Source organism: uncultured Nocardioides sp. (genome assembly GCF_947488025.1).
In the GTDB taxonomy this organism is placed as follows: Bacteria; Actinomycetota; Actinomycetes; order Propionibacteriales; family Nocardioidaceae; genus Nocardioides.
This window is the reverse complement of sequence record NZ_CANKYS010000010.1, coordinates 73974-94557: the sequence shown is the minus strand read 5'-3', so window position 1 is coordinate 94557 and position 20584 is coordinate 73974. Positions and strand designations below refer to the sequence as shown.

Genomic DNA, 20584 nt, shown 5'->3' with positions numbered 1-20584 from the left:
ACGCTCGCGTCAGTAGACCAGTGCTTGGACGCCCTCGCCGAGGACCTGCTCGGCGAACACGGCCGCGCCGGCGATGGTGACGCCCTCGCGGAGGTCGCCGGCGACGATGCCGCGACGCGCGGCGCACTGCGAGCAGACGGTGATCGTGCCGCTGGTGAGGACCGCGGCCATCAGCTGGTCGAGCGGGGTGGCGAGCTCGAGCTCGAACTCCTCCGCGCGTCCCGGCGTACCGAACCAGGCCGCGTCGCCGGTCAGCCACAGGGAGACGTCGGCGCCCGCAGCGGCCGCGGCGGCGGCGACGGTGAAGCCCTGGTTGAGGCGCTCGGCGTCGTCGGCGCCGCAGGTGACCTTGACGACCAGTGAGCGAGCCATGGCCCCACATTAGAGTGGCGCCCATGCCTTTCGAGCTGCCGGACAACCTGCACCCCAACTGCGGCCCCGTCGCGTGGCTGCTCGGCACGTGGCGCGGCAACGGCCACGGCGCCTACCCCACGATCGAGTCGTTCCAGTTCGGCCAGGAGCTGATCTTCACCCACGACGGTCGCCCGTTCTTCCACTACATGGCGCGCGCGTGGATCGTCGACGAGCAGGGCGAGTTCGTCCGTGACGCCGCGATGGAGTCCGGCTTCCTGCGCTGCCCCGAGCCCGGCAAGGTCGAGCTCCTCCTCGCCCACAACATCGGCTTCTCCGAGGTCTGGTACGGCGCGGCCGACGGCGGCAAGCTCGAGATGCACACCGCCGGCGTCTCCTTCACCGAGACCGCCAAGGAGGTCACCGGCGGCTCCCGGATCTACGGCAACGTCGACGGCGACCTGCTCTACGCCTACGACATGAAGGCCGTCGGCCAGGAGCTCCAGCCGCACCTCTGGGCGCGCCTCAAGCGGGCCTGAGCTCGTCATGAGCGACGACCTGGCGGCGCGGCTGCGGGAGCAGGGGCTGCGGCTCACCCCGCAGCGCGAGCTGATCCTGCGCGCCGTCGAGGAGCTGCGCCACGCCACCCCCGACGAGGTGCTCGCGCACGTGCGCGGCCAGGCGAGCTCGGTCAACGCCTCCACCGTCTACCGCACGCTCGAGGTGCTCGAGGAGCTCGGGCTGGTGCGCCACACGCACCTCAGCGACCGCGCCCCGACCTACCACTCCACCCGCGAGCACGAGCACGTGCACGTCGTGTGCCGCGGCTGCCACTCCGTACGCTCCTACGACCCCGACCTCGTGCGCTCGCTCGTCGCGGCGCTGGGGGAGGACGGGTTCTCCGTCGACGTGGGCCACCTCGCGATCTTCGGCACCTGCGCGGACTGCTCGGCCGCGGCCGGCTCACCCGAGCCGACCTAGACTCGGGGCATGGCCAGCCCCCTCCTCGCCCTGCCCGGGGCCGTCTCCGGCGACGGCATCGACGCCCCGGTGGCCGCCCACTACGGCTCCTTCAACACCGAGCAGCGCAGCCTGGCGGGCGGTGACGGGTTCGTCGACCTCTCGCACCGCGACGTCGTACGCATCTCCGGTCCCGAGCGGTTGTCGTGGCTGCACAACCTGACCACGCAGTACTTCGACGGCCTCGCCCCCGGCACCTGGACCCAGGCGCTGGTGCTGAGCCCGCAGGGCCACGTCGAGCACGCCTTCGCCGGCGTCGACGACGGCGAGGCGTTCACCGCCCACACCGAGCCCGGCGCCGGCGCGGCGCTGGTCGAGTGGCTCGAGCGGATGAAGTTCATGACCCGCGTCGAGATCGCGCTCGTCGACGACGTCGCCGTGATGTGGCGCCCGGGCGACGACCCGTCGCGACAGCCCGGCCGCTACGACCTGGTGCCGCGCGACAAGCTGGAGGCGTACGCCGACGCCGCCGGGCCGGCCTGCGGGCTCTGGGCCTTCGAGGCGCTGCGCATCGAGCGGGGCGAGCCGCGGCTCGGCATCGACACCGACCACCGCACGATCCCCAACGAGGTCGGCTGGATCGGCGCCGCCGTCCACCTCGACAAGGGCTGCTACCGCGGCCAGGAGACCGTCGCCCGCGTGCACACGCTCGGCCGGCCGCCCCGCCGCCTGGTGCTGCTGCACCTCGACGGGTCGGAGAACCGGCTGCCGCCCGCCGGGTCCCCGGTGTCGTACGACGGTCGCGACGTCGGGTTCGTCGGCTCGAGCGCCCGCCACCACGAGCTCGGCCCGATCGCCCTCGCGCTGGTCAAGCGCAACGTCCCCGTCGACGCGACCCTCTCGGTCGACGAGATGCCCGCCGCCCAGGAGGTCGTCGTCGACCCCGAGGTGGGGCTGCACGTCCGCCCCCTCCGCTGACGCCGCTTGCGGTCGGGGTCGGGGTCCCGGTCCCACCGGCGATATCTGAGGACGCTACGGAGGCGAAATCGGGGTTTCCCCGTTCGCGACGTCCTCAGATATCGGCGGCCGGTGCCGGGTCAGGGGCGGCGGTACTGCACGTGGGTGTCGGCGTCGGCGTGCCCGAAGCCGAGGCGTGAGTAGACCGCGACCGCGGGGGCGTTGTCGGACTCGACGTAGAGCAGCACCTCGTCGACACCGAGGCCCGCGAGGTGGTGGAGCCCGGCGAGGGTGAGCAGCTTGCCGAGCCCGCGGCCCTGGGCGGACGGCGCGATGCCGACGACGTACACCTCCCCGAGGCGCGCGTCGTGCTGCTTGGTCCAGTGGAAGCCGAGCATCCCGGACCCATCCTCCGCGACCAGCAGCCCGGCCGGGTCGAACCACGGCTCGGCCATCCGGCGGGCGAGGTTGTCGAGGTCCATCGCGCCCTGCTCGGGGTGGTCGGCGAAGGCGGCCGCGTTGACCGCGACCACGTCGGCGGCGTCGGAGTCGCGGTAGGACCGGACCGTCGTACCCGCCGGCACCTCGAGCGCGGGCAGGGGCAGCGAGGTCGGCCGGCGCATCACCCACAGGTCGCGCACCCGGTCCCACCCGTGGGTCGCGGCGAGGCGCGCCGCGGCCGGGTGGTTGCCGTGCGACCACGCCGTCAGCCCGGTGCCGTACGACGACTCGGCGCGCGTGAGCAGCGCGGACCCGAGGCCGCGACCGCGGGCCGCCGGGCGTACGACGAGCGACAGGTCGCCGTCGTGGAGGAGCGCGAAGGCGCCGTCCTCGACAATGACGGACGCCGTGCCGTCGGCGAGCGCGATGCGGGCCGCCTCGTCGAGCGGGTCGGCGCCGTCCGCGGCCGCGGCCTCGGCGGCGATCTGCTCCACGGTTGCCTGCATGCCGACGACCCTAGCGGCGCCGGTGACGGCTCGATATCTAGGGACGAAATGGGTGTGGACCGGCTCGGCGGCCTACGAAATCGTCCCTAGATATCTCCCGGGGCGGGGGGCAGGGCAGGGCGGGGGAGGGGCGGCGCGGGGAGGAGCGGCGGTCAGGACGAGGACGACCGCGAGGGGGCGGGGGCGGAGGTCTCGGCGGCGGAGTCGCGCGTGGGCACGACGAAGCGGTAGCCGACGTTGCGGACGGTGCCGATGTGGTGCTCGTGCTCGGTGCCGAGCTTGGCGCGGAGGCGGCGTACGTGGACGTCGACGGTGCGGGTACCGCCGAAGTAGTCGTAGCCCCAGACCTCCTGGAGCAGCTGCTCGCGACTGAAGACCCGGCCGGGGTGCTGGGCGAGGTACTTCAGGAGCTCGAACTCCTTGTAGGTGAGGTCGAGCGGGCGCCCGCCGATGCGGGCGGTGTAGGTGGCGTCGTCGACGACGACCTCGCCGCGGTGGATCACGTGGGCGGTCGGGTCGTCGGGGGCGGCGGCGCTCGCACGGCCGATCGCGAGGCGGATGCGGGCGTCGAGCTCGGCGGGGCCGCAGGTGTGGAGGACGACGTCGTCCATGCCCCAGTCGTGGGCGACGACGGCGAGGCCGCCCTCGGTGACGATGAGCAGGACCGGGGCGTCGGTTCCGGTGGTGCGGATCAGCCGGCAGAGGTCGCGGGCCGCCGCGAGGTCCTGGCGGCCGTCGACGAGGACGAGGTCGGACTCGGGCGCGTCGAGCAGCGCGCTGCCCTGGGCCGGGACGATCTTCACCGAGTGGGCCAGCAGGGCGAGCCCGGGGAGCACCTCGGCGGAGGGCTGCAGCGCGCCCGTGAGCAGCAGCAGTGCGCTCATCGCGGGGCCCTCCTCGTGGGCGGGGATCGGCCGGCGGGTCAGCCGGGGATGAGGAAGGATATCCCGCATGAGCCACGCGTCGGACCCCGAACGGAGTCGTGAGACAGCGATCACCGTGCGCTACTGGGCGGGCGCCCGGGCGGCGGCCGGGACCGCCGAGGACGTCATCGAGGCGGATGCGACGACGGGCGAGCTGACCCTGGCCGACGTCGTCGCCCGTGTGCTGGAGCTCCACCCCGGGGACCAGATGGCCCGCACGGTCGGCGTCTGCTCGGTGCTCCTCGGCGACCGGCCGGTCGGTTCGCAGGACCCCGCCCAGGTCGTCGTACGAGCCGGTGAGGTCGTCGAGCTGCTGCCCCCATTTGCCGGAGGTTGAGCGCACCGACGCGGTTATGCGGTAGAACTGCGTTTCGACGGGCCTCCTACGGGGGATGGCCTGGGTGTCGGGCGCGAGCGCGCCGACGCGAGTCCAAGGGGGACAACTAGATGAAGAGCACTCACGGGGGAGCCTTCGCGCGCCTCGTTGCAGGTGGAACCGCCGCCGCGACGGCGTTCGCCGGCCTCACGATCGGGCTGGCAGCGCCGGCCCACGCCGCGGTCACGATCAGCGGCAGCACCATCGATGCCGCCGGCAACTACGTCGACGGTCGCATCTCGGTCTACAAGTTCTCCGACGAGGACGGCGACGGCACGGTCGAGGAATTCGAGTACGACTTCCAGCCGAGCGTGTACACGGAGTCGGGCGCCTTCGACCTCAACCTCGCGGACGGCCTCTACAAGCTGGAGTTCGACCCGGACTTCGACTACTCCCAGGTCCGCGGCGAGTACTACCGCGACAAGGACAGCCTGGCGACCGCCGACTTCATCACCGTCGCGGGCGCTGCCCAGAACCTTCCTGCCTGGACGATCGACCCCGTCCCCACCGTGACCGGCAGGGTCGCCACGACCGACGGCCGCGCGGTGCGCAACGCGACCGTCTATGCCTACGCCGCCGATGACAACGCGATGCTCGGCTCCCACAGCACCGACGCGTCCGGGACGTTCACGATCGGTGCCCCCGAGGCGGTCAAGCTGCAGTTCTACGGCTACGACCCGGTGACCGAGAAGTCCCTGGCCATGGAGTACTACAATGACAAGGCCGACCTCGCCTCCGCCGACGCGGTCGCGCCCGGCTCCAACGTCGGGTTCGTCACCCTGGCTCCGGGTGGTTCGATCTCCGGTCGCGTGACCAGCGACGCTGGTGCCGGCCTCAACCGGGTCCAGGTCTGCTCCGACCGCAACTGCGACTACACCAACGTCAACGGCGACTACACCATCGAGGGTGCGACCACCGGTCCCCACGAGCTGGAGTTCTTCGACCCGATCGACGAGTACCTCGGCGAGTACTACGACAACGTCGCCGTCAACGAGTTCGGCAGCCCCGCGTCCGCGCCGGCCGTCGTCAACGTCGCTCCCGGCCAGGCCGTGACCGGCATCAACGCCGCCCTCACGCCGAAGACGAAGCCCGCCCCGACGGGCGTCGACCTCAGCGGCACCGTCCGCGATCAGGTCGGCGGCGTCGGCGTGGGCTACGTGGTCCGTGCCTACAACACCCCGGCCAACCCGCTCGACCGCGAGGTCGTCGCCACGACGGTCTCCAACCGCTCGGGTGGCTACGCCTTCACCACGCTCGACCGCATCGGCGGCGAGACCGAGTTCAAGATCGAGGTCGTCGGCGAGCCCGCCCGTGAGGACGGCGACTTCGCCCGTCGCACCATCTGGACCGGTCAGAAGCTGGGCTACGAGACCGCCGCCGCTGTCTCGGCTGCTCCGCAGGTCATCGACTTCGTCCAGCCGGTCGCCGGTGGCGTGGCCGGCACCCTCACCAGCGAGGCCGGTGGCGTCCCGGAGAACCCGATGGTCGCGTTCAGGGATGCCGACGACACCGCTGCCGGCGCCTACGCCGAGTTCCAGGCCAACGGCTCCTACGAGACCCGCAACCTGTGGGCCGGTGACTACACCGTCCAGTTCGGTGGAGAGCGCCACGTCTCCGAGTGGTGGGACGACGCCGTCGCCGGCGAGGCCAAGACCGTCACGGTCAAGCCCGGCCAGGTCGTCACCGGCATCTCCGCCGCGCTCGCCGCGGGCGTCAAGGCCGTCGAGCGGCCGACCGTCAAGGGCGACGCGTGGGTCAAGAAGACCATCCGCCTCGACAAGGGCGTGTGGACCCAGATGGCCGACAACGAGTTCACCTACGAGTGGCTCGTCAAGGGCACCGTCATCGCCACCGGCCCGTCGCTCAAGCTCACCAAGAAGCACCTCGGCGACAAGATCACCGGCCGCGTCACCAACGACATCGGCTTCACGCAGGGCCAGGCGGTCACCAAGTCGACCTACAAGGTCGGCTACAAGCCGAAGGTCAAGGCCAACGTCTCCAAGAAGTCGGCCGCGATCACGCTGAAGGTCAAGCCCCTCAAGGCCAAGAAGGTCAAGGCCACGGTCATCGTCTTCGAGAAGGTCGGCGTCAAGAAGAACGGCGACGACAAGCTCAAGAAGCTCGGCAAGGCCAAGATCAAGAAGGGCAAGGGCGTCGTCCGCTTCAAGAAGGCGCTGTCCAAGGGCAAGCACAAGCTCGTCTTCACGGTGAAGGGCAAGGGCAAGGTCGGCTCCGGCGACATCATGAAGAAGGTCAAGATCAAGCGTTGACCCTCTGAACCACCTGCACCACAGCTCCACCACGCGAGGCCCCGGGATCCGTCCCGGGGCCTCGCTCGGTCTCTCCTGGGTGCCGGAACAAATCGGGCGTACGTCGTCGTTGGGCGGGTGTGAGCACCGGAGCCTGGATCGTCGTCGCTGCTGCCGTGGTGGCGCTGGCCTTCGGGCTCTGGCGCGCCGCGACCGACGGCCGCTTCCGCGGCACCCACGTCGTACGCCGTCCCGCCGACCCGCTGGTCGAGGAGGGCGCCCCGGCGCCCGTCACGAGACCCCCCGGCGCCGACCTGGTCGCCGCGGTGGGCGAGGAGCTGGGGGAGCGGGCGACGCTGCTGCAGTTCTCCAGCGCGTTCTGCGCGCCGTGCCGCGCCACCCGGCGGGTGCTGGGCGAGGTGACCGGGCTGGTCGACGGCGTCGCCCACGTCGAGATCGACGCCGAGCACCACCTCGAGGCCACCCGCACCCTCGGGATCCTCCGCACGCCCACGACGATCGTGCTCGACGCGTCCGGCGCCGAGGTCACCCGGGCGACCGGGGCGCCGACCCGCGACCAGGTCCTGACCGCACTCGCGCGCGTCTGATCTCAGGATGTGGATGGGTGGGTCACATGGTGAGACGGGGCAAGGTGGCAGCGGTGCCAGCGCCTAGGGTCGTCGTCATGTCCTCGACCATGCTCACCAAGCGCCGCGCAGTGGACCACTGCCGCGTGCGCTCGGCGCTGTGTCGAATGTCGTAGCGGTCCCGCCGCTCACCTGAGCCCTCCCGTCCGGCTCGTCGTTGCCGGACCTCGCTCGGTCGGTGGGACCCGTGCGCCGGGTCGTTCCGGCGCGCCCGGCCCCGCCGTGCCGACCGACCTCAGGAGAGACATGACCACCACCGCCACGCCCCGCGTCACCCCCGACTCGGACCGCCGCCCCGCCGGCGCGATCGACCCCCGCGGCCCGCAGCTCGCCGCCGCCCTGACCGCCGTCGTCCTGGTGGCCGTCCTGCTGCTCCCGACCCCGTACGCCGCCGCGCTGCTCGCCGTGCAGGCGGTGCTGTTCGCCGTGGGTGCGGTGCGCGGGGTGCAGGCCACGCCGCACGCCTGGCTGTTCCGCACGCTGGTACGCCCCCGCCTGGCGCCGCCCACCGAGTGGGAGGCCCCCGAGCCGCCGCGCTTCGCCCAGGGCGTCGGCCTCGCCTTCGCGCTCGTCGGGCTGGTCGCCTTTGCGGCCGGCGCCACTGTCGTCGCCCAGGTGGCCGTCGGGTTCGCGCTCGTCGCCGCCCTGCTCAACGCCGTCTTCGCCTTCTGCCTGGGATGCGAGGTCTACCTGCTCGTCCGCCGCTTCATCGCCACCGTCTGACCGAAACAAGGAGTACACCAACCATGAGCCGCGAGAACTCGCTCGTCACCGCCCAGTGGGTCGAGGACAACCTCGACACCGACGGCGTCGTCCTCATCGAGGTCGACGAGGACACGACCGCCTACGACAAGGGCCACATCCGGGGAGCCATCAAGCTCGACTGGACCACCGACCTCCAGGACCAGGTCCGCCGCGACTTCGTCGACAAGGAGCAGTTCGAGGCGCTGCTGTCCGAGCGCGGGGTGTCCAACGACGACACCGTCGTGCTCTACGGCGGCAACAACAACTGGTTCGCCGCCTACGCCTACTGGTACTTCAAGCTCTACGGCCACTCCGACGTCAAGCTGCTCGACGGCGGCCGCAAGAAGTGGGAGCTCGACTCCCGCGAGCTGACCGACGAGCTCCCCACCCGCGCCGCGACGTCGTACACCGCGCAGGAGCAGGACTCCTCGATCCGCGCCTTCCGCGACGAGGTCGTCGCCGCGATCGGCACGCAGAACCTCGTCGACGTGCGCAGCCCCGACGAGTACGCCGGCCGGCTGCTCGCCCCGGCCCACCTCCCTCAGGAGCAGGCCCAGCGCGCCGGCCACATCCCGACCTCGGTCAACGTGCCGTGGAGCAAGAACGCCAACGACGACGGCACCTTCAAGTCCGACGAGGAGCTGACCAAGCTCTACGACGAGGTCGGCTTCGACACCGACAAGGACACCATCGCCCTGTGCCGCATCGGTGAGCGCTCGTCGCTGACGTGGTTCGTGCTGACCGAGCTCCTCGGCCGCAAGAACGTCAAGAACTACGACGGCTCGTGGACCGAGTACGGCTCGCTGGTCGGCGTCCCGGTCGCCCTCGGCGACGAGCCGGGCTCGGCCGACAAGGTGCGTGCCTGATGTGCGGCGCGACCGAGGGCGGGCTGTCGCTCGACGGCGTCAACGTCGCCAAGGAGGCGGTGATCCAGGGCCAGGTGCTGCGCAGCGGTGACGAGCCCGTCGCCAACGCGTACGTCCGGCTGCTCGACCGCAGCGGCGAGTTCACCGCGGAGGTGCCGACGTCCGCGACGGGACACTTCCGCTTCTTCGCCGGCGACGGCGAGTGGACCCTGCGGACGCTCGCGCCGAAGGCGCAGCCGGTCGACACCCGCGTCGTCGCCGCGACCGGTTCGGTCGCCGAGGTGCAGGTGCTCGTCAGCGCCTGACACTCCTTTCGGCCTCGGCTGGTCCAGACCACAGGAGGGACGTCCCGCACGCTCAGTGCGGGGCGTTCCTCTCATTTTCGCCACTGTTCCGCCACACCTCCGGCGGCGGGGCCGCGCGCGACCTACCGTGGCGCTTCGGGCTGTGCGCCGCGTTCCGGGCTGTGTCGTGGAGAGAGCAGGTGGGTGATGGTCGCTGAGATGGCGCCCGCGCCCGCACTCGAGACCGACGAGCTCTGGCGCCTGACGATGGAGCACTCGCCGGTCGGGATGGCCATCGTGTCCCCGTCGGGCGGCTTCGTGACGGCCAACGTCGCGCTGTGCGACATGCTCGGCCACGACGCCGACGTGCTCGCCACGTTGTCCTTCCAGGACATCACCCACCCCGACGACCTCGACACCGACCTGCGCCTGTTCGCGCAGACGCTTGCCGGGGAGATCAGCTCCTACCGGATCACCAAGCGCTACCTCCGCGCCGACGGCGGCATCCTGGTCGGCGACCTGTCCGTCGCGCTGCTGCGCGACCCGATGGGCACCCCGATCCACTTCATCTCCCAGATCGTCGACCTCAGCGAGCGCCAGGCGTTCGTCGACCGGCTCGACGCCGCGGAGGCCGCGGCGGATGCGGATCGTCGTACGGCCCAGGCGGTCTTCGAGGGCGTCGCCGTCGGGCTGCTGCAGATCGACGCCCAGGGCCGCTACGTCGCCACGAACGGCCGGCACCGCGAGTTCCTCGACCTCGCCTTCCCCCACGGCCACCACGGCCGCGCGGGACAGGCCGGGTTCGCCTACGACGCCGACCAGCAGCTGCTGGCCCGCGCCGACATGCCGTCGGTGCGGGCCACGCGCGGCGAGGAGTTCGACGACGTACGCCTGTGGGTGGGGGAGGACCCCCACTCGCGCCGGGCGCTCTCGGTCTCCGCGCGCCGGCTGCTCGACCGGTCGGGTGAGCTGACGGGCGCGGTGCTGGCCTACCACGACGTCACCGACCTGGTGCGTGCGATGGGCGTGAAGGACGAGTTCGTCTCGACGATCTCGCACGAGCTCCGTACGCCGCTCACGGCGGCGCTGGCCTACCTCGAGCTGCTCGACGAGTCGACCGACGTCACGCCCGAGGGCCACCAGCAGGTGACCGCGGCCCGGCGCAACATGCTCCGGCTCTCGCACCTGGTCGCCGACCTGCTTTTCACCACGCGGGTCTCGGCGGGCTCGCCGCTGGTCGACCCCTACCGCGTCGACCTGGCCGTGCTGCTGTGCGAGGCGGTCGACGCGGCGTCCCTCGACGCCGACAGCCGGGGGGTGCGGATCTCGGCCAGCGTGCCCGACGCATTGCCGGCCGTCGCCGACGGGATGCGCCTGCGCCAGGTCTTCGACAACCTGCTGTGCAACGCGATCGCCTACAGCCACGAGGGCTGCGTCGTCACGGTCGACCTGGCCGTGCGTGCGGAGCACGTCGTGCTGACGGTCACCGATGAGGGCACCGGCATCGACGCGAGCGAGGTGGAGCAGGTGTTCGACCGGTTCTACCGCGGGGAGAATGCCCGTCGCCGCCAGGTGTCCGGCACCGGTCTCGGCCTCACGATCGTGCGCAGCATCGTCGAGGCCCACGGCGGGGTGGTGTCGCTCGAGAGCACCCTGGGCGAGGGCACCAGCGTCTGCGTGCTGCTGCCCCGCTGAGCCGTGCCCCTCAGGCCATGATGGTCCCCAGCCGCCAGAACCGCGCATCAGCGTCGCCCTCGACGGAGAAGTTGAACACCGCGTCGCTGTTGACCAGCGAGGGCGGCATGCCCTGCATGTCGGCCCAGAACTCGTAGTGACCTCCGCCGGAGACATCGGGGGCGGGACCGCGGTCGGAGTTGCCGGCCTGCGGACCGGTCCTGGAGGTGTGGTGCGACTGCGTCGTCGTGAAGCGGTAGAGCCACCTGTCCGACCCCTCGACGACGTCGGTGCGCGTCCATGCGCTGTGGATGCCCGCGGTCTCGGGCTTGGTTGCGCCGGCGACCTTGGGGACCGAGATGACGAGGACGATCCTCCCGATCACCCCGGGGTATCCGTAGTCGGCAGCGATGCCGTAGGCGGAGAGGCGCCCGAGGGTGGCGGCCGCGGTCGCCTCGGTGCTGAGCGGAGCGGTGGGCATGTCGCAGGGCGGAACGGCCGCCGGCGTCGGGTCGGACTGCTGGGCGCCCGACAGGGCGATCGCGCTGAGGGTGAAGGCCGCACCGTGGAATCCTCGCCACGGCAGCTCGGTCTGCGACCCGAGGATGAGCTTCGCCCGGAAGTCGGACGTGGTGCCGGTGAAGAGCACGGTGTGGCTGGTGTCCAGGCCCGTGCTGGTCGGCCCGGAGGCCGTCGCCGAGCCGACGCTCTCGAAGAGCCCGGCGGGGATGGTGAGCGCCAGCTGATAGCTCGCGTCGAAGCCGGTGACGGTCGCCGACACGGTGAGCTCTTCCGGCTGGCCCGGCACGTAGGAGGCGACGAGATCCGTGATCACGGGCCGCCCCGAGGTGTTGGCGAAGGCCGGTGCGGCGGTCGCGACGGTGACCGCGGGCAGGGCCCAGACGGCTCCCCGGACGGCGGCCCGTCTGCTGAGCACGGTCGATCCCGTGCGTGTCGGATCGGACACGGTGTACCCCCACATCGGCGAAAGCCGGCACCCCCACGGGCCGGTTCGGCGAGCGTAGGTCGACTTCCGGGCGTTGCAGCCGGGCTGTTGGGAACGTGCGGGAAACCTTGATCCGACCCGCGACCGGTCTGGTCCGCTGGACCAGACCTTCGCCCGGGCTGCGTCAGCCCTTGGGCTTGTGGCGGCTGCTGCTGCTCTCGACGTAGTCGTCGGTGCCGTAGCCGTAGTGGCCGTAGTTGCCGGCGCCCACGGTGCGCTTCGACACCCGGTTGAGGATGATGCCGAGCGGGCGGGCGTTGACGGTGCGCAGGTGGCCCAGGGCGTTGTCGAGCTCGGTGTCGAGCGTGCGACCGGCCGAGACCACCACGAAGGCGCCGTCGGCCGCGTGGGCGACGACAGCAGCGTCGGTCACCGGGAGCAGCGGGGGAGCGTCGATGATGACGATGCCCTTGGCCGTGAGGTCGGCGATGACGCCGCGCATGGCCTGCGAGCCGAGGATCTCGCTGGGGTTGGGCGGGCGCGAGCCGGAGGTGAGCACCTGGAGGCCCTCGATGGTCGGGTGCGACTGGAGGGCGTCGGCCAGCTCGAGGCGGCCGGTCAGCACGTCGGTGAGGCCGACGGTGTCGTCGACCCCGGCGGTGGCCGCGACGGTGGGCCGGCGCAGGTCGGCGTCGACGAGGGTCACGACCTGACCGGAGCCGGCGATGGCGGCGGCCAGGTTGGCCGCGACGGTCGACTTGCCGTCGCCCTGCTTGGGGCTGGTGACGACGATCGCGCGGGGCGGGTTGTCGACGTCCATGTAGGAGAGGTTGGTGCGCAGGCGGCGTACGCCCTCGGCCGCGAGCGCGGCGGTGCCGGTCGACGTACCGACGAAGATGCCGGGTGCCTTGCCGACGTCGGGGACCGAGCCCACGACGGGCACGCCGGTGTCGCGCTCGACGTCCTCGCTGGAGCGGATGCGGCGGTCGAGCAGCGAGCGGACGACGGCGTAGCCGAGGCCGAGGAGGGCGCCGAGCACGGCACCGAGGAGCACGTTGCGCTCGACCTGCGGGGAGACCGGGCTCGTCGGGAGCTGGGCGGACTCGGAGACCTCGATGCGCATGCCCTGGCCCTGGCTGCCGCTGGACTTGCCGGCCTCGATGTCCTTGACCCGCTCGGCGAGCGCGCCCACCCAGGCGTCGGCGAGCTGCTGCGCCTCCTCGGGCGTGCCGGCGCGGGCGGTGATCGAGATGATGACGGTGTCGGGCGTCTGGGCGGCGTCGATGCTGCCGACGAGGCCCTCGGGGGAGGTGTCGAGGCCGAGGTCGTCGATGACGAGCGACGCGGTCTCGCGGTCCTTCGCCAGCACGACGTACGACGCCGCGCGCGACTTGGACAGCGAGTCGTTGAGGCTGTCGAGGCCGGGGTCGCCGCCGCCGCCGGAGGTCACGAAGCCCGACGAGCTGGCGGCGTAGACCTTGGGCTGGAGGCTGCTCCACCCGAAGGCGGCGAGCGCCGCCACCAGGACGAACGCCGTCACGGCGATCCAGTGGTTGCGCAGGATGCGCAGGTAGTCAGCGAGCTCCACGGCTCCCCCTCCGATAGCCGGGACGTCTCCAGAATCGTAGGTCCCCGCGCGAGGGGCGTCCCGCGATTGAGGGTGCCCGTGGAGAAGTACAACTTTCAGCGACCAAACCCTCTTTCCAGTAAAACGCGGCGGGGTCGGCGGTTTCGATGTATAGCGTTCCGATCACCCGGACGGCAGATGCTGACCGGCAGTGGTCGGGGGCGACCACTCACAACTTCAGGTGGGGGCACCAGAATGAGCGATCAGCTCACCAGTCAGTCACGCCCGTCTTCGGGCATCAGCCGTCGGACCGCGCTGCGTGGGGCAGCGTGGTCCGCATCGGCGGTCACCGTCGTCGTCGCGACGCCGAACATCGCCGCAGCGTCGGGCGGCACGGCGCCTCTGACGTTCACCGGGGCGCTGACCACGGCCATCAACAACGAGACGCCGGTGAAGTACAACGACCGGGACAGCAACAGCGTGAAGCACGTCAAGTGGCAGGACCTGCGTTTCGCCAACACGGGCACCGGTGACCTCGCTGATCTCAACATCGAGATCATCCTCAGCGAGAACTCGCCGACGAACGTCGAGTTCACCGTGTCGAGCGCCGGCGGAGTCTGGACGACGAGCGGGTCCGGCAGGAACTTCGCTGCCACGTACGAGGGTGTCCAAGACCCTCTCGAGCCCAACGACGTGCTGACCTTCACGCCGAACTTCAAGGGTGCGAACAACTCGGGGGGTTCGATGACCGTCCGGTTCTTCTACGGCTCCGTCATGCTCGGCGAGAAGACCGGCACCTGGAAGCCCGCCTGAGTGGACCCGGCGGCGCCTGCTGCGGCGTCGATCGTCACGCGGCGGCGGCCAGCAGCTCGCTGAGCACCGGCGCCAGGTCAGCCGACTCGGCGTACGTCACGCGCCGTGCCCCGCCGACGAGGTGGATCAGCTCTGCCAGCCGGTGAAGTGGCTTGTCCATGCTGGGCAGGTAGGACGACTGGGGTGCGATCGCCGCGATGGCATCGACGGTCTCGAGCATCTCCACGAGTGGTTCCCCGTCGTGCCCCGGGTCGCGGTCGATCACGACCAGCGCTGCCAGCCGGCACTCACGGTCGAGCCCGAGCAGGCCGAGTTCCGACGGCGCGACCTGCTTCTTCAAGTGGCCTCCATCGATGATCGACAGCGGCTTTCGGTAGGGCAGCACGATGCCGTCCGGCGTGATGGCTGCGGTCTCGTCGGTGAGGTACGCGAAGGTCTTGCCCAAGGTGACGGAAGCCGTCGTCTTCCCGGTGCCCGACGCAGCGACCATCACCGCGGTGCGGCCGGTGGACGGGTCGGCGAGGGCAGCGGCGTGCAGCATGACCAGGTCTCCGGCCCGTGCGTCGATCGCTCGCGTCGTCACGGCCGGTGAGAGGTGGTGCAGCGCGGTCTCGGCGTCGGGTCCGCCTGCTTCGACAGCTGCAGCGGTCGGGTCGGCGTCCGTCAGCGCGTCGCGCCAGGCTGCGAGCACCGGCCCGCTCAGCTCCCCGGACGCCCGGATGGGCACGACGACGCCGAAGGCCGAGACGTGTGCAACGACGCTGAGGTCCGTCGGCTCCACTGCGGGGGACATGACCACAACAGTAGGTGGGTCGATCAGTGGAAACCGGGCTTCACATGAATGGGCCCCCCGCGTGGGGTGCGGGGGGCTCCGGGCGCTTCGTGGGGTGAAGCGCATCTTTCGGCTCGGATGTGGGGGCACTTCGCGAGCGGACATCTCGGCGGGGGCGTTTGCCAATCTGTCTTGACTGAGTTTGCCAGACCCAGCGCGGCTCCGCAGCATTTTTGACACAATCGCCGCGAGCGGGCGGTTTGCTGCCACGCTCGGTCAGCCCACACCCCACCCGAGGAGTCACCCCATGAAGAACATCGCTCGCATCGTCGTCGCCGCCGCAGCCCTCGTCAGCATCGCCGGCACGGCCTCTGCTCCCGCCGTCGCGGCGCCGCGCGAGGACGTCCAGATGCGCAACGTGTGGTGCTGCTGAGCGTCGAGCCACCCATCCAGGTCGTCGACCCGCACGCGCGGCCCGAGACCGCGCGTCAGCTCACGCGTTGACCGGGGACACGACCGCCGTACGAGTGCGCAGACCTGTCGAGGCCGCTGCGCGACGATAGGCGTCGCGGGCGGCCTCGGACAGGTCGACGCTCTCGAGCAGGCTGGCCAGGTCGAACCACAGCTGGGCTGCGGCCTTGTCGGCGCCGATGGCCGACAGGCGCAGCACCGCCTGCTGGTAGAAGTCGGCAGCCTCGGCCATCCGGCCCTCCTCCGCGCAGGTGCGGCCCGCCAGGGTCAGCGCTTCTGCTTCGGCGAGCGGGGCATGGCCCCTCGACGTGGTCTCCACCTCACCGATCAGGTCGCGCGCCTGCTCGAGCTCGCCCGACAGGAACGCCGCCCTCGCCAAGCCCAGGAGGGTCCAGGCGCGATCGGTCGGGGAGGCGCTGCTCCACTCCATCTCGGAGACCGCCCGGGTCAGGTTCTCCCGAGCCTCGTCGACGGCGGGCGGGTCGAGCTCGAGCTGGAGGCGGCCGACCTCGGTGCGCAGCCGCGCCAGGTTGCGCGCGTCCTGTCCTTCGCCGAGCAACGACAACGCCCGCTCGGCAAGGGGCACCGCTGCTGCGATATCACCGCGGTTGGCCTGCATGACGCTGGCGTTCCAGTACGCCGACGCGCGGGCGCGCGGCGAGTCGAGGGTCTCTGCCTGCGAGATGGCCTTCGTACACAGACGTACCGCGTGGGCGGTGTCGCCTCGTTCGAAGTAGGCGGCTGCCACCGTGACCGACAACTGAACGGCCTCGTCGCTGGCCTCAAGGCCGGCGAGCCTCAGCTGCGACAGGACCTCCTCGCCAGACGTGATGGCGCGCCCCAGGTCGCCGGTCTCGCGGTGGATTCGGCTCAGGGCGATGCCGGCCTTGATGCGGCTGAGTCCGCTCAGCGAGTCGCGCTCGAGCAGGCCCTCGAGCTCGATGACCGCATCGTCCTCGCGACCGCTCGCCTCGAGCGAACGGGCGTGCAGGAGTCGAGCTCGTTCCTCGATGCCGGGCCCGGCCGGCTCGTCGAGGCGGCTGAGAACGGTGTCGATGTGCTGCGCTGCTTCGGTGGGCTCACCCGACTCCAGGGCGAGCTCGGCGTAGTCGAGGGCGAGGCGAAGCTCGTCCGGATCTGGGCCGCGTTCGCTCTCGAGCAGGGAGTCGATGGACACGTCGAGCCGGGCTGCAAGCGCGCTGAGGACCTTCACGGTGGGGCGGCGCGCGCCGGTCTCGAGGCGCGACAGGTAGGCGACCGAAATGGCGTCGCCCACCACATCGCCCTGCGTCAATCCACGAGCGACGCGGATCGAGCGCAGTCGGCGGCCCAGCTCGTACTGGTCGGCCTGAGCGAGAAGTTCAGCCTGGCGAGCATCCATTCGGACATTGTGGCTGGTAGTACGGAAGAGTTGTTGAATTCTGGCAAAAAGATGTGCCGCGGATGGCAACCGGTCGCTGAGGACCTGGAAGAGGTCAGAGAAGGCGCAAGCCTCGTTGCCGGATCCGGCGTCCGACCTCCGACGCGCGGAGTAGGAGAACCCGCGGGGCGGCCGTGTAGGCGTGGACTGATGTCTCCTCGGCGAGAGCCCAGGGTGGCATCGCGCTGCTCGAGAGCCGGCGAACGAACTCCTGTGGCCGCACTCGCGCATGCCACAGGGGCGTCATTGTCTCGAGCGTCCCCCGTCCGGGGACCCAGTCCTGGGCAGAGCTTCGCTCGGGCATGAGTTGGACTATCTGGACGCGCGGAAGCACCCTCTGACACGCTCTTGCGGCATCAATGACCACCCGTGGTGAGCCGTCAGGGATCCCAAGAAGCTGCGCAGCGACCCCGAGTGTGAGCAGCTGGTCACCGCGCAACGGCCGATCCGCCGCGGCCCATGTCCGGGGGTCCGACATCAACCTGTGAACGTCCGCGATGCCTCGCAACCAGCGCCAGTGATCTTTGGCGCTGTGGCTAGCTGAGTGAGCAAGGGCGTCGAAGAATCCGAAAGTCGGCACGCGCCGTCCTCTGATGTTGACGTTCTCCCGGCGTGCCCACAACTCCTCGAACTCTGGGAATGCTCCTCGAGCTGGAAGGGCATGCCAGTGCAGATCGATATCAGTGCGCCCACGCTGGAAGGTCATCTCGCACTCGCTGCGACAGAACTGTCTCCACCCCCACGAGGGTCCGGGCGTGGGGTAGACGTTGCTCGTGCGCCACCCAGCCTCGCGCAACACGTGGTGCGCTCGCTCTAGGTCAGGTGGTGATACGAGGAGATCGAGGTCGCCGAAGCCGCGGGCGGTCTCGTCGCCCCACGCCTGAGCAGCGAGGGCCATACCTTTGAAGACCAATACACGAACCCCCGCGGCGGTGAAGAGCTCGAGCACTTGGTGGAGGTCGCGCGCTGTCCCGTCACTGGCCGTCGTGAGCGCAGCGTGATGAGCCCGAACTTCTGCGGGCAAGGTGTCCCCAAGACGCGTGACGAGCTGTGAGGTGACCCGTTGTCGCTGAACTGCTTGCGCGAACGCCCGCTCACTGATGCCAGGGGCAAGCGTCCATGGCGACCCGTGCTGTGAGGCGAGGGCTCTTCGCAGGGCGTCTTGCACGACTGCGAGGACCTGCTCGGGCGAATTACCCATGCCCGGTTGCGCGTCGGTGCCCTCAGTCGCAATGTCGAGGACGCGGTGAGCGACGAGGTCGAGGACCTGGCGACGCGTCAGTGACTCCGCATTCGCTGGTGGTGGGGGCTCGCCATGCTCCGCCACGACGAAGTCGACAATGTACGCGAGCTGCGCACTACCCTCGGCAGGGACGGCAGAGAGGATCGATGTCGCTACCTCGGACAGCACGACCACGTTCTCGCCCACCATCGCGACAGAGCGGTCGGCCTCGACGTAGAGATCGCGGAGCTGAGCGCGCACCACTCTCACAACTGGTCGCCACCGCGCATGGTCGGGAGTGTAGACGTGGCACGTGTGGCCGATCCCGCGTTCGCACGAGGGCGTCACGGGCTCGCACCCCCCAGGGGGTGGAATTCGCCGAAGACCGAGACGGGAATGCGTCGTCAAGCCTAGTTTGACGTACGATCCTCTCGCCAGTTTGTCGGGAAGCACGCACCACGAAGTCGGACCGTGTGACACTTCGCAAAGGGGCGGGAAGTCACCCGAACATTCGACGTCAGTACTTCGTGGGGGAGTCATGACACGTACCGAGCTTCAGTCCAGCGTGCGCACTCGGCGCACGCTGGTGTTGATGGCCTTCGACGCCGCGGCGTTGGCAGTCGCCTACTTCGCGAGCGTCATGCTTCGCTACGGCGATGATCTGGCACCGACGGTGTGGGCCGGGGTGGCCGGGGTAGTGCTCGCGGCGATCATCTTGCAGTGGATCCTCGGTCTGACCACCCGGGTCTACCTGGGTCGCGTCGGCGTCGCCACCAACGAAGAGACCATCATGCTCGGGTCAGCTACCGCGCTGGCAGGGCTCGTGGTGTTCGTCGCCAACGCGTCGTCCGATCCGCACTGGGTCGCTCGCAGCGTGCCCCTCTCGGGCACGTTCCTCGGACTGTTCGTCATGCTCACCGTGCGCGCTGTATGGCGACAGGGCACCCATCGATTCGTGCCGCCCAGCAGCGACACCGACGAGCGCGCGGTGATCATCGGGGCAGGAGCCAGCGGGGCGCGCCTCGTGCACTCCATGCGATCCCGACCCGAGGCCGGGCTCGTCCCTGTCGGTTACCTCGACGACGACCCCTGGATGCGCAATCGCCGTCACTTCGGGGTGCCCGTCCTCGGCACCACCGCCGATCTGGAGCGTGTGGTCAGGGAGACAGGCGCCACCAGCATCGTGGTGGCGATCCCGAGCGCGAGCAAGGACGTCATCAAGCCGCTGGTCGACCGTGCTGCCGAACTGGGCATCGCCATCAAGGTGCTGCCGCCCTTCGCGGAGTCCTTCGCTGCGCACGCGGACGTCCGGGACGTCCGGGACGTCAACATGCGCGACATTCTCGGGCGGGCCGCTGTCGAGACGGACATCGCCGCCATCGCGGGCTATGTCACCGGCAAACGGGTCCTGGTCACCGGCGCGGGCGGATCGATCGGCTCGGAGCTGTGTCGCCAGCTGCACCGTTACGGTCCCGCTGAGTTGATGATGCTCGATCGCGACGAGTCTGCCCTCCACGCAGTGCAGCTCTCCATCCACGGCCGGGCGTTGCTCGACAGCGACGACGTCGTCCTCAACGACATCCGCGACCAGGCCGCGCTGCGACGCATCTTCGATGAGCGCAGGCCCGAGGTGGTCTTCCACGCAGCGGCGCTGAAGCACCTGCCGATGCTGGAGCAGTATCCGCACGAGGCGATGAAGACCAACGTGCTCGGCACGGCCAACGTGCTGCAGGCTTCCGCGGACTTCGGTGTCGAGACGTTCGTCAACATCTCCACCGACAAGGCTGCCGACCCCAAGAGCGTCCTGGGCTACTCCAAGCGCATCGCCGAGCGCCTGACCGCCGCCATGGCTCAGCAGGCTGACGGCGCGTACATCAGCGTCCGTTTTGGCAACGTGCTCGGTTCTCGTGGCTCGGTGCTGCACACGTTCACCGCCCAGATCGCAGCCGGCGGGCCCGTCACCGTGGTCCACCCCGACGTCACGCGCTACTTCATGACGGTCGAAGAGGCAGTCCAGCTTGTCATCCAGGCTGGCGCCATCGGCGAGGACGGCGAGGTGATGATCCTCGACATGGGCGAGCCCGTGAAGATCGTCGACGTCGCGCGCCAGCTGATCGCCATGTCCGGCAAGAACATCGAGATCGTCTACACCGGGCTCCGCGAAGGCGAGAAGCTGCACGAGAACCTCTTCGGTGGCGCGGAGAGTGACGAGCGGTCCAAGCACCCGCTGGTGTCTCACGCAGAGGTAAGCCCGCTCGCGGCCGACGTCGTCCGGTCCTTCGACCTCGAGTCGACACACCTGGGCATGCTCCAGGCATTCGAGGATTGGGTGCACCTGCCCGACCCGGCCGCCCACTGGGCCAGCTGATTCAGCCACAACAACCCCCATCTCTGA

General features: G+C 70.3%; 21 protein-coding genes. 13 read left to right on the top strand and 8 right to left on the bottom strand.

What is annotated here, in order from left to right; genetic code table 11:
* Positions 1 to 9 precede the first annotated feature (9 nt).
* Positions 10 to 372, bottom strand: coding sequence for a DsrE family protein (locus Q1B24_RS16350; protein ID WP_299931048.1), 363 nt, complete (start codon positions 370 to 372; stop codon positions 10 to 12).
* A 23-nt stretch (positions 373 to 395) separates the two neighbouring features.
* Between Q1B24_RS16350 and Q1B24_RS16345 the strand changes: the two genes are divergently transcribed.
* Genes Q1B24_RS16345 through Q1B24_RS16335 form a run of 3 tightly spaced genes read left to right on the top strand, consistent with a single transcriptional unit; the run spans position 396 to position 2289 of the window.
* The gene (locus tag Q1B24_RS16345) at positions 396 to 890 is read left to right on the top strand and encodes an FABP family protein (protein WP_299931046.1); all 495 of its coding nucleotides are present in this window, start codon (positions 396 to 398) and stop codon (positions 888 to 890) included.
* A gap of 7 nt (positions 891 to 897) precedes the next feature.
* Positions 898 to 1332 (top strand): Fur family transcriptional regulator, encoded by a 435-nt coding sequence (locus tag Q1B24_RS16340; RefSeq protein ID WP_299931044.1) that lies wholly within the window; start codon positions 898 to 900, stop codon positions 1330 to 1332.
* Between the two features lie 9 nt (positions 1333 to 1341).
* Positions 1342 to 2289 carry a glycine cleavage T C-terminal barrel domain-containing protein gene (locus Q1B24_RS16335; RefSeq protein WP_299931042.1) on the top strand — a complete coding sequence of 316 codons (948 nt, stop codon included), beginning with the start codon at positions 1342 to 1344 and terminating at the stop codon, positions 2287 to 2289.
* A gap of 119 nt (positions 2290 to 2408) precedes the next feature.
* Here the strand turns inward: Q1B24_RS16335 and mshD are convergent, their stop codons facing one another.
* Positions 2409 to 3215 carry a mycothiol synthase gene (gene mshD, locus Q1B24_RS16330; protein ID WP_299931037.1) on the bottom strand — a complete coding sequence of 269 codons (807 nt, stop codon included), beginning with the start codon at positions 3213 to 3215 and terminating at the stop codon, positions 2409 to 2411.
* Positions 3216 to 3367: 152 nt separating this feature from the next.
* On the bottom strand, positions 3368 to 4099 hold the full coding sequence (locus Q1B24_RS16325; RefSeq protein WP_299931035.1) for a response regulator transcription factor: 732 nt from the start codon (positions 4097 to 4099) through the stop codon (positions 3368 to 3370).
* A gap of 67 nt (positions 4100 to 4166) precedes the next feature.
* Here Q1B24_RS16325 and Q1B24_RS16320 point away from each other — a divergent pair, with 67 nt between their 5' ends.
* The 7 genes from Q1B24_RS16320 (at position 4167) to Q1B24_RS16290 (ending at position 10999) form a co-directional block, all read left to right on the top strand.
* Positions 4167 to 4475 (top strand): MoaD/ThiS family protein, encoded by a 309-nt coding sequence (locus Q1B24_RS16320; protein WP_299931033.1) that lies wholly within the window; start codon positions 4167 to 4169, stop codon positions 4473 to 4475.
* A gap of 110 nt (positions 4476 to 4585) precedes the next feature.
* Positions 4586 to 6784: a hypothetical protein gene (locus Q1B24_RS16315; protein WP_299931031.1), complete on the top strand. Its 2199-nt coding sequence runs from the start codon at positions 4586 to 4588 to the stop codon at positions 6782 to 6784.
* A 119-nt stretch (positions 6785 to 6903) separates the two neighbouring features.
* A complete protein-coding gene (locus Q1B24_RS16310) occupies positions 6904 to 7371 on the top strand; it encodes a thioredoxin family protein (RefSeq protein WP_299931029.1) in 468 nt (155 codons plus the stop codon).
* A gap of 285 nt (positions 7372 to 7656) precedes the next feature.
* Positions 7657 to 8133: a DUF4395 domain-containing protein gene (locus tag Q1B24_RS16305; protein WP_299931027.1), complete on the top strand. Its 477-nt coding sequence runs from the start codon at positions 7657 to 7659 to the stop codon at positions 8131 to 8133.
* 23 nt (positions 8134 to 8156) lie between these two features.
* A complete protein-coding gene (locus Q1B24_RS16300) occupies positions 8157 to 9020 on the top strand; it encodes a sulfurtransferase (RefSeq protein WP_299931025.1) in 864 nt (287 codons plus the stop codon).
* Entirely contained in the window at positions 9020 to 9325 is a 306-nt protein-coding gene (locus Q1B24_RS16295) for a DUF1416 domain-containing protein (protein ID WP_299931023.1), read from the top strand. The genes Q1B24_RS16300 and Q1B24_RS16295 overlap by 1 nt, the downstream gene beginning before the upstream one ends.
* A gap of 186 nt (positions 9326 to 9511) precedes the next feature.
* Entirely contained in the window at positions 9512 to 10999 is a 1488-nt protein-coding gene (locus tag Q1B24_RS16290) for a cell wall metabolism sensor histidine kinase WalK (RefSeq protein ID WP_299931021.1), read from the top strand.
* A gap of 10 nt (positions 11000 to 11009) precedes the next feature.
* On the opposite strand, the gene Q1B24_RS16285 is transcribed toward Q1B24_RS16290, so the two are convergent.
* Positions 11010 to 11945, bottom strand: coding sequence for a hypothetical protein (locus Q1B24_RS16285; RefSeq protein ID WP_299931019.1), 936 nt, complete (start codon positions 11943 to 11945; stop codon positions 11010 to 11012).
* Between the two features lie 163 nt (positions 11946 to 12108).
* On the bottom strand, positions 12109 to 13512 hold the full coding sequence (locus Q1B24_RS16280; RefSeq protein ID WP_299931018.1) for a polysaccharide biosynthesis tyrosine autokinase: 1404 nt from the start codon (positions 13510 to 13512) through the stop codon (positions 12109 to 12111).
* A gap of 234 nt (positions 13513 to 13746) precedes the next feature.
* Here Q1B24_RS16280 and Q1B24_RS16275 point away from each other — a divergent pair, with 234 nt between their 5' ends.
* The gene (locus Q1B24_RS16275) at positions 13747 to 14304 is read left to right on the top strand and encodes a hypothetical protein (protein ID WP_299931016.1); all 558 of its coding nucleotides are present in this window, start codon (positions 13747 to 13749) and stop codon (positions 14302 to 14304) included.
* 34 nt (positions 14305 to 14338) lie between these two features.
* Here the strand turns inward: Q1B24_RS16275 and Q1B24_RS16270 are convergent, their stop codons facing one another.
* Positions 14339 to 15097, bottom strand: coding sequence for a hypothetical protein (locus Q1B24_RS16270; protein ID WP_299931014.1), 759 nt, complete (start codon positions 15095 to 15097; stop codon positions 14339 to 14341).
* A gap of 286 nt (positions 15098 to 15383) precedes the next feature.
* On the opposite strand from Q1B24_RS16270, the gene Q1B24_RS16265 reads away from it, so the two are divergent.
* On the top strand, positions 15384 to 15509 hold the full coding sequence (locus Q1B24_RS16265; RefSeq protein ID WP_299931011.1) for a hypothetical protein: 126 nt from the start codon (positions 15384 to 15386) through the stop codon (positions 15507 to 15509).
* A gap of 60 nt (positions 15510 to 15569) precedes the next feature.
* On the opposite strand, the gene Q1B24_RS16260 is transcribed toward Q1B24_RS16265, so the two are convergent.
* Both Q1B24_RS16260 and Q1B24_RS21875 read right to left on the bottom strand, forming a co-directional pair.
* Complete coding sequence (locus Q1B24_RS16260) at positions 15570 to 16997, bottom strand: helix-turn-helix domain-containing protein (protein WP_299931008.1); 1428 nt, start codon at positions 16995 to 16997, stop codon at positions 15570 to 15572.
* A gap of 25 nt (positions 16998 to 17022) precedes the next feature.
* The gene (locus tag Q1B24_RS21875; RefSeq protein WP_366916520.1) at positions 17023 to 18168 is read right to left on the bottom strand and encodes a nucleotidyltransferase family protein; all 1146 of its coding nucleotides are present in this window, start codon (positions 18166 to 18168) and stop codon (positions 17023 to 17025) included.
* A 613-nt stretch (positions 18169 to 18781) separates the two neighbouring features.
* On the opposite strand from Q1B24_RS21875, the gene Q1B24_RS16255 reads away from it, so the two are divergent.
* A complete protein-coding gene (locus Q1B24_RS16255) occupies positions 18782 to 20557 on the top strand; it encodes a nucleoside-diphosphate sugar epimerase/dehydratase (RefSeq protein WP_299931006.1) in 1776 nt (591 codons plus the stop codon).
* Positions 20558 to 20584: the final 27 nt, after the last annotated feature.

Excerpts from the sequence above, each read along its gene's own strand:
- Q1B24_RS16350 (WP_299931048.1), bottom strand. The coding sequence starts at position 372 with ATGGCTCGCTCACTGGTCGTCAAGGTCACCTGCGGCGCCGACGACGCC.
- Q1B24_RS16345 (WP_299931046.1), top strand. The coding sequence starts at position 396 with ATGCCTTTCGAGCTGCCGGACAACCTGCACCCCAACTGCGGCCCCGTC.
- Q1B24_RS16340 (WP_299931044.1), top strand. The coding sequence starts at position 898 with ATGAGCGACGACCTGGCGGCGCGGCTGCGGGAGCAGGGGCTGCGGCTC.
- Q1B24_RS16335 (WP_299931042.1), top strand. The coding sequence starts at position 1,342 with ATGGCCAGCCCCCTCCTCGCCCTGCCCGGGGCCGTCTCCGGCGACGGC.
- mshD (WP_299931037.1), bottom strand. The coding sequence starts at position 3,215 with ATGCAGGCAACCGTGGAGCAGATCGCCGCCGAGGCCGCGGCCGCGGAC.
- Q1B24_RS16325 (WP_299931035.1), bottom strand. The coding sequence starts at position 4,099 with ATGAGCGCACTGCTGCTGCTCACGGGCGCGCTGCAGCCCTCCGCCGAG.
- Q1B24_RS16320 (WP_299931033.1), top strand. The coding sequence starts at position 4,167 with ATGAGCCACGCGTCGGACCCCGAACGGAGTCGTGAGACAGCGATCACC.
- Q1B24_RS16315 (WP_299931031.1), top strand. The coding sequence starts at position 4,586 with ATGAAGAGCACTCACGGGGGAGCCTTCGCGCGCCTCGTTGCAGGTGGA.
- Q1B24_RS16305 (WP_299931027.1), top strand. The coding sequence starts at position 7,657 with ATGACCACCACCGCCACGCCCCGCGTCACCCCCGACTCGGACCGCCGC.
- Q1B24_RS16300 (WP_299931025.1), top strand. The coding sequence starts at position 8,157 with ATGAGCCGCGAGAACTCGCTCGTCACCGCCCAGTGGGTCGAGGACAAC.
- Q1B24_RS16295 (WP_299931023.1), top strand. The coding sequence starts at position 9,020 with ATGTGCGGCGCGACCGAGGGCGGGCTGTCGCTCGACGGCGTCAACGTC.
- Q1B24_RS16290 (WP_299931021.1), top strand. The coding sequence starts at position 9,512 with ATGGTCGCTGAGATGGCGCCCGCGCCCGCACTCGAGACCGACGAGCTC.
- Q1B24_RS16275 (WP_299931016.1), top strand. The coding sequence starts at position 13,747 with ATGAGCGATCAGCTCACCAGTCAGTCACGCCCGTCTTCGGGCATCAGC.
- Q1B24_RS16270 (WP_299931014.1), bottom strand. The coding sequence starts at position 15,097 with ATGTCCCCCGCAGTGGAGCCGACGGACCTCAGCGTCGTTGCACACGTC.
- Q1B24_RS16265 (WP_299931011.1), top strand. The coding sequence starts at position 15,384 with ATGAAGAACATCGCTCGCATCGTCGTCGCCGCCGCAGCCCTCGTCAGC.
- Q1B24_RS21875 (WP_366916520.1), bottom strand. The coding sequence starts at position 18,168 with ATGGGTAATTCGCCCGAGCAGGTCCTCGCAGTCGTGCAAGACGCCCTG.
- Q1B24_RS16255 (WP_299931006.1), top strand. The coding sequence starts at position 18,782 with ATGGCCTTCGACGCCGCGGCGTTGGCAGTCGCCTACTTCGCGAGCGTC.